A 15,679-nucleotide genomic window follows, 5' to 3' on the forward strand; every position below is an offset into this window, starting at 1 on the left:
GCTGTGGGGTGCGTTCGCGACCAAGGCGAGCGTCATCCACCCGCCCGTTGCCGACGCTGTCGAGAGCGGGGTCGTCGGAGGTGCCCGTGCCGCCGCGGCCCCCCGCCCGGTCGACCGCGAGGCCCCCGCGGAGCCCGCGCCGATCTCCCGCCCGGCGCTCGTGCTGCTCGTGCCACCCCTCGTGCTCGCCGCCCTCGGCCTGCTCGTCGCCCTCCTGCCCGGCGTCGGCCAGAACCTGCTCGAGCCGCACGCCGACGCCTACCCCGGCGCACCGGGCCACCTGACGCTCTGGGCGGGCGTCACCCCGACCCTCCTGCTCACGCTGCTGGTCCTCACGGTGGGCCTCGCGGCGTTCTGGTGGCGTAGGCCCATCGAGCGGCTCCAGGCCGTGGTGTCCCGCGCGCCCGACGCCGACCGCGTCTACCGCCGGATGATGCGCCGCCTCGACGACCTGGCCGGCGACGTCACGGCGTTCACGCAGCGCGGCTCGCTGCCCGTCTACCTCGGCCTGATCCTGATCGTGTTCGCCGCGGCGGTCGGGCTGCCGCTGCTCGCGACCACGGCCCTGCCGGCCTCGGTCCGCGCCTGGGACGAGCCCGCGCAGGCCGTGTTCGGCGTCATGATCGTCGCCTCCGCGATCCTCGCCGCACGCTCGCGCCGACGCCTCAAGGCCGTCATCCTGCTCGGCGTCTCGGGGTACGGGGTCGCGGCCCTGTTCCTGCTGCACGGCGCACCCGACCTCGCCCTCACGCAGGTGCTCGCCGAGACCGTGACGCTCGTCGTGTTCGTCCTCGTGCTGCGCCGGCTCCCGCCGTACTTCTCCGACCGGCCGCTCGCCGCGAGCCGCTGGGTGCGCCTCGCGGTGGGGCTCGCGGTCGGGCTGACCGTCGGCGGGCTCGCGCTCGTCGTGCCCGGCGCGCGCGTCCACCCGCCCGTGTCGGTCGACTTCGCCGCGGAGGCGCTGCAGTTCGGCGGCGGCAAGAACATCGTCAACGTGACCCTCGTGGACATCCGGGCGTGGGACACGATGGGCGAGATCTCGGTGCTGCTTGTGGCCGCGACCGGCGTCGCGTCGCTCGTGTTCCTCCGGCGGCGCGGCGCGGCCATCCAGCGCATCGACGACGCCCACGTGGGCGGACGGGTGTGGGCGACCGACAACGACCCGATGGCGCTCCTGCGCAGGCCGCCGGGACAGCCGGCGCCCAGCGCCACGAGCACGCGCTCGGCCGAGTGGCTGCGGGCCGTCAGCACCCTGGCACCGCACCGCCGGTCGGTGATCTTCGAGGTCACGACCCGGCTCCTGTTCCACACGATGATCGTGTACTCGGTGTACCTGCTGTTCTCGGGTCACAACGGCCCCGGCGGCGGGTTCGCGGCCGGGCTGGTGACGGGCATCGCGCTCGCGGTTCGGTACCTCGCGGGCGGACGGTACGAGCTGGGGGAGGCCGCGCCCGTCCAGCCCGGTGTGCTCCTCGGCCTCGGGCTGTTCATGTCGGTGGGCGTCGGGATCGTCGGGCTGCTCGCGGGAGGGTCGGTCCTGCAGTCGTGGATCGTGGACGTGTCGCTGCCGGTGGTCGGAACCGTGCACCTCGTGACGTCGCTGTTCTTCGACGTCGGGGTGTACCTCGTCGTCGTCGGCCTGGTGCTCGACATCCTGCGGACCCTCGGTGCCGAGCTCGACCGGCGCTCCGAGGTCGACAACGAGGTCGAGGACGTGGCCGTCCGATGATCGACATGAGCCCGAACCTCGTCCTGGTCGTCGTCATCGCGGCGCTGTTCGCCGTGGGCGTCTACCTGCTGCTCGAGCGCAGCCTGTCGCGCGTGCTCGTCGGGGTGGTCCTGCTCGGCAACGGCGCGAACCTGCTGTTCCTCGTCGCGGGCGGTGCAGCCGGCCGGCCGCCGATCCTCGGCCAGGCGGCAGTCGAGGACATGAGCGACCCGCTGCCGCAGGCGATGGTCCTCACGGCGATCGTCATCACGCTCGGGATGACCGCGTTCCTGCTCGCCATGGCGTACCGCTCGTGGCAGCTGCACGGGCACGACGAGGTCCAGGACGACGTCGAGGACCGGCGCATCGCGCGGCTCGCCGCCCGGGACGAGCGGGCGTTCCTCGACACCGACACCGACACCGACGAGGCGATGGTGTCGCTCGACGACGAGGCGGCCGAGACCCGCGACGAGACGAGCGATCCGGTCCCTGTCGCGCCCGACGGGGGGATGGCGCCGTGAGCGATCCCGTCTGGCTCGTCCCGCTGCCCGTCGTCGTCCCGCTGCTCGCGGCGGGCCTCGCGCTCGCGCTCTACCGCAAGCCGCGGGCGCAGCGCGCGATCAGCGTCGTCGCGCTGTCGATCGTGCTCGCGGTGTCCGCGACCCTGCTCGTCCTCACCGACGCGGGCCCGCTCGTCATCGACGTCGGAGGCTGGGCCGCGCCCGTCGGCATCGACCTCGTCGCCGACCGGCTCTCGGCGCTCATGCTCACGGTGTCGAGCGCGGTCACGCTCTGCGTCCTGCTGTACTCCCTGGCCCAGGGCGAGGCGGACGGCGACGAGGCCGCACCCGTGTCGATCTACCACCCGACGTACCTCGTCCTGGCGGCGGGCGTCGCGAACGCGTTCCTCTCGGGCGACCTGTTCAACCTCTACGTCGGCTTCGAGATCCTGCTCGCGGCGTCCTACGTGCTCCTCACCCTCGGCGGCACGGGCGAGCGGATCCGCGCCGGCAGCATCTACGTCGTCGTCGCGCTGCTGTCCTCGGTGCTGTTCCTCGTGGCGATCGCGCTCGTCTATGCGTCGACCGGGACGGTCAACCTCGCCCAGCTCGCGGTCCGGCTGCCGCAGATCGACCCCGACGTGCGCCTGCTGCTCCAGGTCATGCTGCTGCTCGCGTTCGGGATCAAGGCCGCGATCTTCCCGCTGTCGGCCTGGCTCCCGGACTCCTACCCGACGGCCCCCGCGCCGGTGACCGCCGTGTTCGCCGGGCTGCTCACCAAGGTCGGCGTGTACTCGATCATCCGGACGCAGACCCTGCTGTTCCCCGACGGGCGCCTCGACGACGTGCTGATGTGGGCGGCGCTCGCGACCATGGTCGTCGGCATCCTCGGGGCGGTCGCGCAGGACGACATCAAGCGACTGCTCTCGTTCACGCTCGTGAGCCACATCGGCTTCATGATCTTCGGCATCGCGCTCTCGACGCACCTGGGCTGGACCGCGTCGATCTACTACGTCGTGCACCACATCACCGTGCAGACCGCGCTGTTCCTCGTCGCGGGGCTCATCGAGCGCTGGGGCGGGACCACGTCGCTGGACCGCCTGGGCGGGCTCGCGAAGCTCGCGCCGGTCCTCGCGATCCTCTTCTTCGTGCCCGCGATGAACCTCGCGGGGGTCCCGCCGCTGTCCGGGTTCCTGGGCAAGGTCGGGCTGCTGCAGGCCGGCGTCGCGGTCGGCACCCCGCTCGCGACGGTCCTCGTCGTCGGCAGCGTGCTCACCTCGCTGCTCACGCTGTACGCGCTCATCAAGGCGTGGAACAAGGCGTTCTGGCAGACGCCCCCGGCCGAGCTGCCCGCCACGCGCATCCCGGTCGGCATGGTGGGCCCGACGGCGGCGCTCGTGGCGTTCGGCCTGGCCCTGACGGTGTTCGCCGGACCGCTGTACGCGTACACCGGGCGCGCGGCCACCGCCCTGCAGCAGCGGACGCCCTACATCGACGCCGTCCTGCCCGACGGCTTGCGCGGCGAGGGCGTGTCCGCCGACCTCGCCGAGGTGCACCCGTGAGCCCGACCCCGCGGCGCAGGCCGCGCTCCGCGCAGTGGCCGACCGTCCTGTGGCTCGTCGTCGTGTGGGTCCTGCTCTGGGGTGACCTGTCCGTCGCGAACGTGCTGGCCGGGCTCGGGATCTCGCTGCTCATCACGCGCGGCCTGCGGATGAGCCCGATCGACTTCCAGGGCACGGTCCACCCGTTCGGGCTGCTCGTCCTCGTCGCTCGGTTCCTCGTCGACCTGGTGCATGCATCGGTGCAGGTCAGCCTGCTCGCGCTTCGCCCGCGTCGGCTCCCGCACGGAGCGGTCATCGCCGTGCAGCTGCGCAGCCACTCCGACCTGTACCTCACGCTCACCGCCGAGCTGTGCTCGCTCGTGCCCGGCTCGCTCGTCGTCGAGGCCCACCGCCTGACCGGTCGGCTCTACCTGCACGTGCTCGACGTCGCGCAGGTCGGCGGCATCGAGCGCGCCCGGCAGATCGTGCTCGACCAGGAGGAGCGCGTGCTGCGCGCGCTCGCGTCCGATCCCGAGCTGCTCGAGGCGGGGCTCACGCCGGTCGGTCTTCTGCGCCGCCTGCGCCGGCACGACTCGGAGGTGGACGCATGACCGTCGTGATCGTGGTGTGCGGGCTCCTGCTGACGATCGGCGGCGTGTGCGCGGTCGTCCGCGCCGAACGCGGGCCGTCGATGCTCGACCGGACCGTCGCGCTCGACATCGTCGTGACCACGCTGACCGCAGCGGGCGCACTCTTCGCGGCCGTCGAGCGGCGCACCGACATCGTGCCGATCCTCGTCGTGCTCTCGCTCGTGGGCTTCGTCGGGTCGGTGACCATCGCGCGGTTCGCGTCGGTCGAGCCCGCGGGTGAGGGCCGCGTGCGCACCCCGGAGGAGGTCGCAGCCGAGAGCGCCGAGGCGCTGCGCCTCGAAGAGCTCGCCGAGGCGGCCGCGCACCCTCGGCCCGCGGAGCCGGCTGCGCCTCCGACCCACGACGCGACGGGAGACGTCCGATGAGCATCCCCTGGAACCAGGTCGCCGACGTCGCGGCGGCCGCGTGCCTGCTCGGCGGGGCGTTCCTCGCGTTCGCCGCGGGGATCGGCGTGCTGCGCTTCCCCGACCTCCTGGCGCGCATGCACGCCGGGACCAAGCCCCAGGTGCTCGGCCTCATGCTCGTCCTGACCGGCCTCGCGCTCCGGCTGCGGTCCGGCTCGGCGGTGTGGGCGCTCGGGCTCGTGGTGCTCTTCCAGATGCTCACCGCGCCGGTCGCGGCGCACATGGTCGGCCGCGCGGGCTACCGGACGGGGAAGGTCCGCGGGGATCTGCTCGTGGTCGACGAGCTCACGGACGACCTGCGGCGGGCCCAGGAGCAGCAGCCGCCGGGGTGACGGGGCCCGGCGCGGGGGCTGCGTCGGATCAGGCAGCGGCCGAGCGGCGACCCTCGTCGATGCGCGCGCTGAACCGCGCCGTGCCACGCATCGTCAGCACGCGGGACAGCGCGACGAGCGCCCCGGTGATCGCCGCGGCGGCGACGACCTCGCCCAGACCGGCATCGCCCTGGTCGTCGGCCTTGGGCGGCTTGTGCCCGCTCGCAGCCTTCCAGGAGGCGTTGACGGCCTTCTGCACGGCCCAGGCGGCGGCGATCGCGACGACCGCGCCGGCGATCTTGGCGATGAGGGACGGTGTCGGCTGGTCGGCCACGAAAACCTCCGGTGCTCGGGCGTCCGCTGGTGCGATCGGACGCGTGCAGACCCACGCTAGTGCCCGGTGTAGTCTCGCCGCTGAACGACAGGGGAGCGCCAGGACCCCGAGGCATGCCGACGGGTCCCGGGCGCTGAGAGTGCGGACAAACCGCAGACCCTCGAACCTGATCCGGGTCACACCGGCGTAGGGAGTCGGGCTTCTCAGTCCTCGCTGTCGTCGTCGCGCAGGGCTCACCGGCGTGGCGGCAGCGGCGTGGACTCCCTCCTGCATCCACGAGGAGGAGCACCAGCATGACCACCATCCACACCGGACGCCGGGCCCGGGGCCTCGCGCTCGGCGCCGTCACCGTCGTCGCGCTCGCGCTCGCGGGCTGCTCAGGGACGGGCACGGGCACCACGTCGACGGCCGCGGCGACGGCGACGCCCGCGGCCACCGATGCCACCCCCGGCACCGTCACGCTCGTCACGCACGACTCGTTCGCACTCAGCGACGGGCTGCTCGCGTCGTTCGAGTCCGCGACCGGGATCACCGTCAAGCAGGTCGCCCCGGGCGACGGCGGCACGCTCGTCAACCAGCTGATCCTCACCAAGGACGCACCGCTGGGTGACCTCGCGTACGGGGTCGACAACTCGTTCGCGTCCCGCGCGATCGCCGAGGGCGTCTTCGCCCCGACGACGCCGACGGCACCCGCCGCGAAGGACGCCGCGACGTACGCGGTCGACGACTCGAAGTCGCTCACCGCGATCGACTACGGGGACGTCTGCCTCAACGTCGACCACGCGTGGTTCACGGCGCACAGCCTCGCCGAGCCCACGACGCTCGAGGACCTCACGAAGCCCGAGTACAAGGACCTGCTCGTCGTCCCGAACGCCGCGACGTCCTCGCCGGGCCTCGCGTTCCTGCTCGCGACGATCGGCAAGTTCGGCAACGACGGCTGGCAGGCGTACTGGAAGGCGCTGCAGGCCAACGGCCTCCAGGTCGCCGACGGCTGGTCGGACGCCTACTACACCGACTTCACCGCCGGCGGCGGCGCGGGGACCCGGCCGGTCGTGCTCTCGTACGCGTCCTCCCCGCCCGACACGATCCCGGACGGCGGCGACACCCCGACCACGGGCGCGCTGCTCGGCACGTGCTTCCGTCAGGTCGAGTACGCCGGGGTCCTCGCGGGCGCCAAGAACCCGCAGGCCGCCGCGAAGCTCCTGGACTTCCTGCTGTCCGACGCCGTCCAGGCGGACATCCCCGGCTCGATGTACATGTACCCCGTGAGCACCGCCGTCACCCTGCCGCCCGTGTGGGCGAAGTGGGCGCCGCTGTCCGACCACCCGTACACGGTGAAGCCCGCCGACATCTCGGCGCACCGCGACGACTGGATCAAGCAGTGGACCGACCTCGTGACCGGGTGAGCGTGGTGCGGCGGCTGGTCGGCGGGCGCGGGGTAGTCCTCGCGCTCGCCGCCGCGCTGCCGCTCGCATTCCTGGGGGTCTTCTTCGCGTGGCCCGTCGCGACGCTCGTCGCGCGCGGCTTCGTGACCGGCGGTGCCCTCGACCTGTCGGGGTTCGCCGACGTGTTCGCCCGGCCCCGGACGTGGCGGATCATCGGCCTCACGCTCGTGCAGGCGTCGAGCGCGACCGTTCTGGCGGTCGCGCTCGGCGTGCCCGGCGCCTATGTCCTGTTCCGCTGCCGGTTCCGCGGTCGCGCGGCGGTGCGCGCGTTCGTGACGGTGCCGTTCGTCCTGCCGACCGTCGTCGTCGGCGTGGCGTTCCGGGCGCTGCTGGCCGACGGCGGGCCGCTGGGCGGGCTGCACCTGGACGGGACCCTCGCGGCGATCGTGCTGGCGTTCGTCTTCTTCAACTACGCGGTCGTGGTCCGCACGGTCGGCGGCTTGTGGGAGCACCTCGACCCGCGAGCCGAGCAGGCCGCCCGGGCGCTCGGCGCATCCCCGGCGCGCGCGTTCCTCGCGGTCACGCTGCCGTCGCTGACGCCCGCGATCGCGTCGGCCGCGGCGCTCGTGTTCCTGTTCTGCGCGACGGCGTTCGGCACCGTCCTGATCCTCGGCGGCCTGAAGTTCGGCACGATCGAGACCGAGATCTGGATCCAGACGACCCAGTTCCTCGACCTGCGCGCGGCGTCGGTGCTGTCCGTCGTGCAGCTCGTCGTCGTCGCCGTCGTGCTCACGCTCGCGGGCGGGGCGCGCGGCCGACGCGACCGCGCACTGCGCCTCGCCGCGACCGAGGGTGCCGCGCACCCGCTGCGGCTCGGCCGCGGGCACGGTGCCGACACCGCTGCCGCCGTGGTGACCGTCGTCGTCGTCGCACTGCTCGCGCTGCCGCTCGTGACCCTCGTGGCGCGCTCGTTGCGCACACCGTCGGGCTGGGGGATCGACCACTACGTCGCGCTCGGGACCACCGGCGGCCGCAACGCGCTGACCGTGACCGTCTGGACCGCAGCCGCCAACTCCTTGCGCACCGCGCTCGTCGCGACCGTCCTCGCGGTCGTCGTCGGGGGGCTCGTCGCGCTCGTCGTGTCGCGCCGGCCGCGCAGCCGGGTCGGACGGCGCACGGTGTCGGTGCTCGACGCGGTGTTCATGCTGCCGCTCGGCGTCTCGGCGGTGACCGTCGGGTTCGGGTTCCTCATCACCCTCGACCGTCCGCTCGGCATCCCCGTCGACCTCCGCACGAGCGGGCTGCTCGTGCCGATCGCCCAGGCCGTCGTGGCCGTGCCGCTCGTCGTGCGGACCGTGCTGCCGGTGCTGCGCGCGATCGACCCGCGGCTGCGCGAGGCCGCCGCGACGCTCGGTGCCGGACCCGCGCGCGTGCTCGCCGCCGTCGACCTGCCGATCGCGGCCCGGGCGCTCGGGCTGGCCGTCGGGTTCGCCTTCGCGGTGTCGCTCGGCGAGTTCGGTGCGACGTCGTTCCTCGCTCGACCGGACGCGGCGACCCTGCCGGTCGTCATCTACCGGCTCATCGGGCGGCCCGGCGCGCAGAACTACGGCATGGCGCTCGCCGGGTCGGTGGTGCTCGCGGTCATCACGGCGGGCATCATGGCGGTCGCCGAGCGTCTGCGCGGCTCGGCGGACGGATCGGAGTTCTGATGGCGCAGGGACTCAGCCAGCAGGGGCTGAGCGTGCGGGGTCTCGTCGTGCGGTACGCCGCGGCGCGCGACGCCCAGGCCGTGACCGCGGTCGACGACGTCACGCTCGACATCGCTCCCGGCGCGGTCCTCGCGCTCCTCGGACCGTCGGGCTGCGGCAAGTCGTCGCTGCTGCGCGCGGTCGCGGGCCTCGAGCCGGCTGCCGCGGGCACGGTCGCGTGGAACGGGGTCGACCTCGCGGGCGTGCCGGTGCACCGCCGTGGGTTCGGGCTGATGTTCCAGGACGGCCAGCTGTTCCCGCACCGCGACGTCGCGGGGAACGTCGAGTTCGGGCTGCGCATGGCAGGGCTCGACCGGCCCGCGCGCGAGGTCCGGGTGCGCGAGCTGCTGGAGGTCGTCGGGCTCGCGGGCTACGAGCGACGCCCGGTCGCGACGCTGTCGGGCGGCGAGCAGCAGCGGGTCGCCCTCGCCCGGTCGCTCGCTCCGTCGCCGCGCCTGCTCCTGCTCGACGAGCCGCTCTCCGCGCTCGACCGCGCGCTGCGCGAGCGCCTCGCCGAGGACCTCCGCACCGCGCTGACCGCGACGGGCACGACGGCGCTCCTCGTCACGCACGACCACGACGAGGCGTTCGCCGTCGCCGACCGCATCGCGGTCATGGAAGCCGGTCGGCTGCTCCAGGTCGCCGAGCCGGCCGAGCTGTGGCAGCGGCCAGCGACGCGCCAGGTCGCGGAGTTCCTCGGGTACGAGGTGTTCGTTCCGCTCTCCTCTCCGGCCGGGGCGGCCCTGCTCCGGGGCCTGGGTGGGCAGGGCTCCGACACGACCTGCGACGACGCCCGCGCGGTGGACGGCTCGATCGCCGGACCCGCTCGCGGAGCACTCGCGCTCGCCCCCGGAGCGCTGCTGGTGTCCGATGAGGCGCCCGGCCCCTCCGGCCGCGACGAGGCCTCGGGCCTCCGGGGGACGGTCGTGGGCGTCGGGTTCCAGCGTGGACGGGTCGAGCTCACGGTCGAGGTCGGGGGAGTCGGCCGCGTGACGGTGCACCCGCCTGCGAGCACCCGGCTCGTCGTCGGGTCCGTGGTGGGGCTGGCCGTTGACGCGGCCGCCGTCGCCCAGGTGCACTAGCACTGCGGCTGCTCGGGTCCTCGGGGCCAGGCTGCTGGATGGACCCGGTCGGATCGGGAGGGACGATGCTGCGATGACCGACACGACCCGTGAGACGACGGCTGACGCGATCACCGTCGTCCCCGCGAACGAGGCGTCCTGGGACGACCTGAAGACGGTCTTCGGCACCCGGGGTGAGCCGGCGAAGTGCCAGTGCCAGTGGTTCAAGTTCCGAGACATGGAGTTCCACCCCATGCCGGTCGAGGAACGCGCCAAGCACCTGCGCGCCGAGACCGGTTGCGACCATCCCGAGGACCGCTCGACGAGCGGCCTCGTCGCCTATCTGGCCGGTGAGCCCGTCGGCTGGTGCGCGGTCGAGCCCCGCACCGCCTACGCGCGCCTGCTGCGCACCCGCATCCCGTGGACCGGCCGTTCCGAGGACAAGGCCGACGACGGTGTCTGGTCGGTGACCTGCTTCGTCACGCGCGTGGGCTTCCGTCGACGCGGCGTCGCCTACGCACTTGCACGCGCCAGTGTCGACTTCGCCCGTGAGCGCGGGGCCCGAGCCGTCGAGGGCTATCCGATGATCACGACGCCCGGCAAGGCGGTGACCTGGGGCGAGCTGTACGTCGGCAGTCGCAGCGTGTTCGACGCCGCCGGGTTCGCCGAGGTCAGCCGGCCCAGCTCGCGGCGGGTCGTCATGCGGATCGACTTCGCGGCCGACGAGCGCTAGCCGATCCGCGCCTGCCACTCGCCCGAGCCGCCGGCCGGGCGGAACCCGAGCGCCACGTTGATGCCGAGCATGTGGGCGTTCTCCTCGGCGTTCCAGGTGCCGATGCGCCGGGCGTCGGGCTGCTCGGCGGCGAGCCGTTCCAGGTTCGCGGTCTTGACGAGCATTCCGAGGCGTCGTCCGCGGTGCTCGGCCAGGACGATCGTGTCGTGCTGGTGCACGAACTCGTCGGTCCACGCCGGCCGCTTGAACGCGCTGAACGCGACGAGGGTGCCCGTGGGCACGTGCACGGCCGCGGCCACGCTGTGGCGCATGCCGCGCTCGCGGAGCTCGGCCTCGGTGGCGCGGACGCGCGCGGCGTCCCAGCGGTCCTCGTGGAGGTCGAGCCCGCCGCCGGGGGCGTCGGTGCTCATCCGGGTCTCGAGCTCGGCGAGCTGGTCGACCCACTCGTCGGGGCACGGGTCGTCCCAGGTCACGATGCGGTAGGCGTCGCCGGCCGCGGCCTGGGCGGACGCACGCTGTCCGGCCAGGAAGGACGGGTCGAGCGGCACGTCGAGCACCGAGTAGCGCGTGACCTGCTCGAGCTCGAACCCGCGCGCGAGCGCGAACCGGACGCCGTCGTCGTCGGTGCGGACCAGTCCGCTCCCGGTGGAGGGCGCGAGCGTCGCGGGCCCGGGTGAGGGCTCGGAGCGCTGGTCGGTCGATGTGGTCAGGGTCGTGCGACGGGCCGCCCGGGCGGCGGCGACCGCCGTGTCATGGAGAGCCGCGCCGATGCCCTGCCGCCGGGCACTGGGCCGCACCGCGACCTCGAGGTTCCCGGCGTGGGTGTTGTTGTCGACCGTGAGGGCCAGCGCCGCGGTGCCGAGCACGCGCGCGGGGTCGGGTGTGCCGTCCGACGTCGGTCCGCTGACGGCGACGAACCGCTCGCGGCGCACGTAGCGCTGGTGGCGCAGGATCGTGAGCACCTCGTGCTCGGTGCGGGCCAGGTCGAGGGTGCCCCACGTGTCGCGGTGGGACTCGTGCTCGACCTCGACGGCGCCGCGCAGCAGCCAGCCGTCGGGCGCTGTGAGGCTCTCGGGCACGGTCAGCCGCCGGATGGTCCAGGGGGTCATGGCGTCACCCAACCATCCGCGCGGTTGCAGGGTCCACGGGTTTGTCGGCTCCCGTGCGGCGTTGCTGCGGGCGACTCACGCGGTCTCGGGCCGACGCTTCTGGGGGTAGGGCGTCTCGCCGCGGGCCAGCGCGGCCACGAGGGTGGCGATCCGGCGCGACCGGGTCTCGGGGCGGACCGCGTCCTGCACCCGGTAGATCACCGCGAACCGGTTGCTGGCCGTGAGGGCGTCGAACCAGGCCTGGGCCACTGGATCGGCGGACAGTGCCGCGGCGAGGTCATCGGGGACGACCGCGTCGGACTGGGCCGAGTAGGCCCGTTCCCAGCGGCCGTCCTCCTGCGCAGCCCGGACCTGGGCGCGACCGGCGTCGTGCATCCGGCCCTCCTGCTCGAGCCGCGCGATGCGCTCGACGTTGCGCGCCGACCACACGCTGCGAGCCCGGCGCGGCGTCATGCGCTGGAACGAGGTCTCCGCGTCGCGCGACCGGGTCTGGCCGTCGATCCAGCCGAAGCAGAGCGCCTCCTGCAGGGCCTGCTCGTAGGTGAGCTCGGTGGTGGCGCCGCCCTTCTTGTGCAGCACGAGCCACACCCCGGGCGAGGACGCGTGGTGCGCGCGCAGCCATGCGCGCCACGTCGCGGCGTCGGGGAGCAGCAGCTCGTCGAGCTCGATGGCCATCGCCCCATCATGCCGAGCGCCACCGACACCGGCACGACCCACGACGGCCGGACCCGGGCCGGCGCGGCCCGCGTGGGTCCGCAGGGGTGGGCACGCGAGGGTGCCGAAGGCTACGGTCGAGGTGTCCGTTTCATCGAGGAGGCGCGACATGGCTCGGCACCCGGACCGCCGCGAGATCGTGTCGGTGGAGATCGTCGCGGATGCCGACACGGTGTGGGCGCACGTGCGTGAGCCCGCCAAGATCCGCCGCTGGTTCGGCTGGCACGACGACGGCATCGACGACGAGATCCGGCGGATGTTCGTCACCGACGCCCGGGTCATGGAGTCCGACGAGCTCGCGTCGCGTGGCGGTCCGGTGCGCTCCTTGATCTGGAAGGGCGGCGACGTCCTCACGGTCTGGCCGTCGACGACACCCCGGGGGGCCCACTCGGTCCTGACGATGAGCCGCCGCCCCTACGAGTCCTTCGACGTGTTCTCCGGGTTGTACGACGACGTGGACGAGCGCTGGATCGCGTCGGCGCAGCAGCTCCGGTTCGCCCTCGAGCTGCATCCGGGCGCCGAGCGTCGCACGCTGCGGGCCGCCGGTCTCGACGCGGGCCCTCCTGGACGCCGCCTGCTCGACCGCGTCGGTCTGCACGGGATCCGCGGCGTGCCCGTCGGCTGCCACTTCGAGACGCGCCGACCTGACGGCACCCTGCTCGGCGGGACGATCTGGCACCGGACCGAGTACCAGGTGGGCATCCGGCTGCACGGCGCGAACGAGCCGTTGCTGATCATCGACCACAACCCGACCCCGCTGCGGGCGTCGAACGGTCGGGTCACGGCCGTGCTGTCGACGTTCGGCACCGACGACGAGACGTTCGCCGCGATCGGTCAGCACTGGGCTCGCTGGTGGGGGCTGCGCGCACCGGCGAAGACCCCCGATGCGGCCTCGCCCCGCGACCATGAGCGCCTGCGCCGGGTGCTCCACCGGACCCACGCGGACGTCCTGGTGTAGCTGCGCCGCGCGGCGACGCGCGCGATGCGGTGCGGCCGGTTGTCGGTCAGAAGCCAGCGGGCGCGTGCGGGCGGTACGGCTCCTCGAGCCGGCGGACCTCGTCGTCGGTCAGCGTGATCTCCAGGGCGGCCACGGCGTCGGACAGGTGGTTCGGCTTGGTCGCACCGATGATCGGCGCCGTGACGACGGGGTTGCGCGCGACCCACGCGAGGGCCACCTGCGCGCGGGGCACGCCGCGGGCAGCAGCCACGTGCCCGACGGCGTCGACGATCGCCCGGTCGCCCTCCTCGTACAGGGTCGCGCCGAACTCGTCCTTGCCGCTGCGGTTCGTCTCGGTGCCCCACTCGCGGGTCAGCCGTCCGCGCGCGAGCGGGCTCCACGGGATGACGCCGATGCCCTCGTCGGCGCACAGCGGGTACATCTCGCGCTCCTCCTCACGGTTGAGGAGGTTGTAGTGGTCCTGCATCGACACGAACGGGGTCCAGCCGTGCGCGCGGGCGAGGTGCTGGGCCTTCGAGAGCTGCCAGGCGTACATGGACGACGCCCCGAGGTAGCGGACCTTGCCGGCCTTCACCACGTCGTGCAGCGCCTCGAGCGTCTCCTCGATCCGGACCGTCGGGTCCCAGCGGTGGATCTGGTAGAGGTCGACGTAGTCGGTGCCGAGGCGCCGGAGGCTGTGGTCGATCTCGGCGAGGATCGCCTTGCGCGAGAGCCCCGCGCCGTTCGGCCCGTCGTGCATCCGGCCGTGCACCTTGGTCGCGAGGACGATCTCGTCGCGGCGGGCGAAGTCGGCCAGCGCCCGGCCGACGATCTCCTCGCTGGTGCCGGCCGAGTAGACGTTCGCGGTGTCGAAGAAGGTGATCCCGGCCTCGACGGCCTGCCGGATCAGCGGGCGGCTGGTGTCCTCGTCGAGAGTCCACGGGTGCCCTCCGCTCGAGGGGTCACCGAAGCTCATGCAGCCCAGCGCGAGCCGGGACACCTCCAGGCCGGTCGAACCGAGCTTCACATAGTCCATGGACGACAGTCTGCCCCGGACGCGCCCACCGCGCCGCGCCCGGGTGCGCGCGCTGACGCGTCCGACGTCATTCGTAGTGGCGCTACCGACAGATATTGGTAGTGTCGCTCCCACATGGTCCAGACGCCCCCACCCGTCAGGCTCGACGGCCGCTCAGAGCGCTCCCGCGCGACACGGGCGCGCGTCGTCGCGGCCGCCTCCGACCTGTTCGTCCGCGAGGGCTACTCCGCGACGAGCATCGAGGCGCTGGCGCGCGCTGCCGGCGTCGGCGCCCAGACGGTCTACTACGGCTTCGGCAGCAAGAAGGGCGTGCTCACCGCATGCCTGGGAGCGGCGATCGGCGACGAGGGGCTGCGCGCGGTGCCCGTGCTCGAGCGCCCGACGGCGCGCGCGATCCTCGCTGAGCCCGACCCCGACCTCCGCCTCTTCCGGCAGGTCAGGGCCACCGCCGACGTGCTCGGTCGCGCCTCAGGGCTGCTGGACGTCGCGCGTGCCGCGGCAGCGGTCGATCCCGACCTGGCGGCGCTGTGGGAGGACTACGACGCCGAGCGGCGCGTGGTCCTGCGGGCCCTGGTCGGCTCACTCGCGCGGGAGGGGTCGCTCCGACCGGGCCTCGCACCGGTCGCGGCGACCGATGCGGCAGCCGTCGTGCTCGGTCCGGAGACCTGGAGCGCGCTCGTCACCCATCGCGGCTGGCGTGCGCTCGAGTGGGCGCGCTGGGCGCACCGCCAGCTCGCCGCCGAGCTGCTGGGTCGGCTGCCCGACGACGCGCGCCCTTGAACTCAGGAGCGTGTGATCTATCGGTAGCGACGCTACCGAATGGTTCCTGTAGCAACGCTACGAGTTGATGCCGGTGGACGACGGGACCGCGACGCGGTCGGCGGCACGAGCAGCCGGCGCAGCACGAGCCCGGTCGTGACCGCCATCGTGACGGCCATGGCCGCCCCGCCGAGAAGCCCGATCACGATGATCAGTGCCGTCGACTGGCCGGGCTGCCACAGCGGTGTGCTGACGGCGCTGAACGCTCCGAGGCCGAGCGCCCACGCGAGCGCCGAGGCCCCGACCCAGCGCCCGGCGTGCTGCACGTGCCGACGCAGCTCGAGCCACTGCGCCGTGCCGATCGACGTGAGGAGGACGCTGCCGAGCACCAGTCCGAGCGCGATCTGCACCGGCACGGGCCAGTGGCGCCACGTCTCGAACGTGGTCGGCGCGAGCATCCCGCAGAACCAGGCGAGGGCGGCCGCGGCGGCAGTCAGGGTCACCCAGCGGTGACCGGAGGCTGCCGGGACCGCCTCGCGCAGCACCCGAGCCTGCGTCCAGCCGAGCACCGTGCCCTCGACCGCGCCCGCGACGACCATGACACCCAGCAGCGCTACGGGCGGCAGGTCGGTGAGCAGAGAGGCGGCGGCGGTCGGCACGCAGAACCCGGCGAGCTCCCCGACACTGACCCAACAGATCCACCGCCGGAGCAACGCTGCCATGAGCCCATCGTGGCCCTGGGAGCCCGA

17 protein-coding genes and 1 riboswitch are annotated in these 15,679 nt (G+C 73.5%); of the genes, 12 read left to right on the forward strand and 5 right to left on the reverse strand.

From position 1 onward, the window contains the following. The 6 genes from mbhE to mnhG form a co-directional block, all read left to right on the forward strand. A partial coding sequence (gene mbhE / locus VFW79_RS12585) for a hydrogen gas-evolving membrane-bound hydrogenase subunit E (RefSeq protein ID WP_329677634.1) occupies positions 1-1,729 on the forward strand: 1,729 nt, incomplete at its 5' end. After that, entirely contained in the window at positions 1,726-2,229 is a 504-nt protein-coding gene (locus tag VFW79_RS12590; RefSeq protein WP_329677635.1) for a Na(+)/H(+) antiporter subunit C, read from the forward strand. The genes mbhE and VFW79_RS12590, both read left to right, overlap by 4 nt. Beyond that, a complete protein-coding gene (locus VFW79_RS12595; protein ID WP_329677636.1) occupies positions 2,226-3,770 on the forward strand; it encodes a Na+/H+ antiporter subunit D in 1,545 nt (514 codons plus the stop codon). Before VFW79_RS12590 ends, VFW79_RS12595 begins: the two co-directional genes overlap by 4 nt. After that, positions 3,767-4,360 (forward strand): Na+/H+ antiporter subunit E, encoded by a 594-nt coding sequence (locus VFW79_RS12600; RefSeq protein WP_329677637.1) that lies wholly within the window; start codon positions 3,767-3,769, stop codon positions 4,358-4,360. The genes VFW79_RS12595 and VFW79_RS12600 overlap by 4 nt, the downstream gene beginning before the upstream one ends. Then, positions 4,357-4,764 (forward strand): monovalent cation/H+ antiporter complex subunit F, encoded by a 408-nt coding sequence (locus tag VFW79_RS12605; RefSeq protein ID WP_329677638.1) that lies wholly within the window; start codon positions 4,357-4,359, stop codon positions 4,762-4,764. Before VFW79_RS12600 ends, VFW79_RS12605 begins: the two co-directional genes overlap by 4 nt. After that, positions 4,761-5,135, forward strand: coding sequence for a monovalent cation/H(+) antiporter subunit G (gene mnhG / locus VFW79_RS12610; RefSeq protein WP_329677639.1), 375 nt, complete (start codon positions 4,761-4,763; stop codon positions 5,133-5,135). Before VFW79_RS12605 ends, mnhG begins: the two co-directional genes overlap by 4 nt. Positions 5,136-5,163: 28 nt before the next feature. Here the strand turns inward: mnhG and VFW79_RS12615 are convergent, their stop codons facing one another. Further along, on the reverse strand, positions 5,164-5,448 hold the full coding sequence (locus VFW79_RS12615; protein WP_329677640.1) for a DUF4235 domain-containing protein: 285 nt from the start codon (positions 5,446-5,448) through the stop codon (positions 5,164-5,166). A gap of 79 nt (positions 5,449-5,527) precedes the next feature. Next, positions 5,528-5,658, forward strand: a riboswitch (TPP riboswitch). A gap of 83 nt (positions 5,659-5,741) precedes the next feature. Between VFW79_RS12615 and VFW79_RS12620 the strand changes: the two genes are divergently transcribed. The 4 genes from VFW79_RS12620 (at position 5,742) to VFW79_RS12635 (ending at position 10,375) form a co-directional block, all read left to right on the forward strand. Then, the gene (locus VFW79_RS12620; protein WP_329677641.1) at positions 5,742-6,854 is read left to right on the forward strand and encodes a thiamine ABC transporter substrate-binding protein; all 1,113 of its coding nucleotides are present in this window, start codon (positions 5,742-5,744) and stop codon (positions 6,852-6,854) included. Positions 6,855-6,859: 5 nt separating this feature from the next. Then, a complete protein-coding gene (locus VFW79_RS12625; RefSeq protein ID WP_414647966.1) occupies positions 6,860-8,542 on the forward strand; it encodes an ABC transporter permease in 1,683 nt (560 codons plus the stop codon). Further along, a complete protein-coding gene (locus tag VFW79_RS12630) occupies positions 8,542-9,663 on the forward strand; it encodes an ABC transporter ATP-binding protein (RefSeq protein WP_329677643.1) in 1,122 nt (373 codons plus the stop codon). Before VFW79_RS12625 ends, VFW79_RS12630 begins: the two co-directional genes overlap by 1 nt. Before the next feature lie 73 nt (positions 9,664-9,736). Beyond that, the gene (locus VFW79_RS12635; protein WP_329677644.1) at positions 9,737-10,375 is read left to right on the forward strand and encodes a GNAT family N-acetyltransferase; all 639 of its coding nucleotides are present in this window, start codon (positions 9,737-9,739) and stop codon (positions 10,373-10,375) included. Here the strand turns inward: VFW79_RS12635 and VFW79_RS12640 are convergent. Next, a complete protein-coding gene (locus VFW79_RS12640; RefSeq protein WP_329677645.1) occupies positions 10,372-11,484 on the reverse strand; it encodes a GNAT family N-acetyltransferase in 1,113 nt (370 codons plus the stop codon). The genes VFW79_RS12635 and VFW79_RS12640 overlap by 4 nt on opposite strands. Before the next feature lie 75 nt (positions 11,485-11,559). Next, positions 11,560-12,159 (reverse strand): YdeI/OmpD-associated family protein, encoded by a 600-nt coding sequence (locus tag VFW79_RS12645; protein ID WP_329677646.1) that lies wholly within the window; start codon positions 12,157-12,159, stop codon positions 11,560-11,562. 148 nt (positions 12,160-12,307) lie between these two features. Here VFW79_RS12645 and VFW79_RS12650 point away from each other — a divergent pair, with 148 nt between their 5' ends. Continuing rightward, positions 12,308-13,156 (forward strand): hypothetical protein, encoded by an 849-nt coding sequence (locus VFW79_RS12650; protein ID WP_329677647.1) that lies wholly within the window; start codon positions 12,308-12,310, stop codon positions 13,154-13,156. 46 nt (positions 13,157-13,202) lie between these two features. Here the strand turns inward: VFW79_RS12650 and VFW79_RS12655 are convergent, their stop codons facing one another. Then, complete coding sequence (locus tag VFW79_RS12655) at positions 13,203-14,171, reverse strand: aldo/keto reductase (protein WP_329677648.1); 969 nt, start codon at positions 14,169-14,171, stop codon at positions 13,203-13,205. 114 nt (positions 14,172-14,285) lie between these two features. Between VFW79_RS12655 and VFW79_RS12660 the strand changes: the two genes are divergently transcribed. Next, complete coding sequence (locus VFW79_RS12660) at positions 14,286-14,951, forward strand: helix-turn-helix domain-containing protein (protein WP_329677649.1); 666 nt, start codon at positions 14,286-14,288, stop codon at positions 14,949-14,951. A 32-nt stretch (positions 14,952-14,983) separates the two neighbouring features. Here VFW79_RS12660 and VFW79_RS12665 read toward each other — a convergent pair whose 3' ends face one another. Beyond that, a complete protein-coding gene (locus tag VFW79_RS12665; RefSeq protein ID WP_329677650.1) occupies positions 14,984-15,652 on the reverse strand; it encodes a hypothetical protein in 669 nt (222 codons plus the stop codon). Between the last annotated feature and the right edge of the window lie 27 nt (positions 15,653-15,679).

This window comes from Cellulomonas sp., assembly GCF_036279715.1.
Classification (GTDB): domain Bacteria; phylum Actinomycetota; class Actinomycetes; order Actinomycetales; family Cellulomonadaceae; genus Cellulomonas_A.

Excerpts from the sequence above, each read along its gene's own strand:
- VFW79_RS12650 (WP_329677647.1), top strand. The coding sequence starts at position 12,308 with ATGGCTCGGCACCCGGACCGCCGCGAGATCGTGTCGGTGGAGATCGTC.
- VFW79_RS12640 (WP_329677645.1), bottom strand. The coding sequence starts at position 11,484 with ATGACCCCCTGGACCATCCGGCGGCTGACCGTGCCCGAGAGCCTCACA.
- VFW79_RS12590 (WP_329677635.1), top strand. The coding sequence starts at position 1,726 with ATGATCGACATGAGCCCGAACCTCGTCCTGGTCGTCGTCATCGCGGCG.
- VFW79_RS12620 (WP_329677641.1), top strand. The coding sequence starts at position 5,742 with ATGACCACCATCCACACCGGACGCCGGGCCCGGGGCCTCGCGCTCGGC.
- VFW79_RS12605 (WP_329677638.1), top strand. The coding sequence starts at position 4,357 with ATGACCGTCGTGATCGTGGTGTGCGGGCTCCTGCTGACGATCGGCGGC.
- VFW79_RS12665 (WP_329677650.1), bottom strand. The coding sequence starts at position 15,652 with ATGGCAGCGTTGCTCCGGCGGTGGATCTGTTGGGTCAGTGTCGGGGAG.
- mnhG (WP_329677639.1), top strand. The coding sequence starts at position 4,761 with ATGAGCATCCCCTGGAACCAGGTCGCCGACGTCGCGGCGGCCGCGTGC.
- VFW79_RS12645 (WP_329677646.1), bottom strand. The coding sequence starts at position 12,159 with ATGGCCATCGAGCTCGACGAGCTGCTGCTCCCCGACGCCGCGACGTGG.
- VFW79_RS12630 (WP_329677643.1), top strand. The coding sequence starts at position 8,542 with ATGGCGCAGGGACTCAGCCAGCAGGGGCTGAGCGTGCGGGGTCTCGTC.
- VFW79_RS12655 (WP_329677648.1), bottom strand. The coding sequence starts at position 14,171 with ATGGACTATGTGAAGCTCGGTTCGACCGGCCTGGAGGTGTCCCGGCTC.
- VFW79_RS12635 (WP_329677644.1), top strand. The coding sequence starts at position 9,737 with ATGACCGACACGACCCGTGAGACGACGGCTGACGCGATCACCGTCGTC.
- VFW79_RS12660 (WP_329677649.1), top strand. The coding sequence starts at position 14,286 with ATGGTCCAGACGCCCCCACCCGTCAGGCTCGACGGCCGCTCAGAGCGC.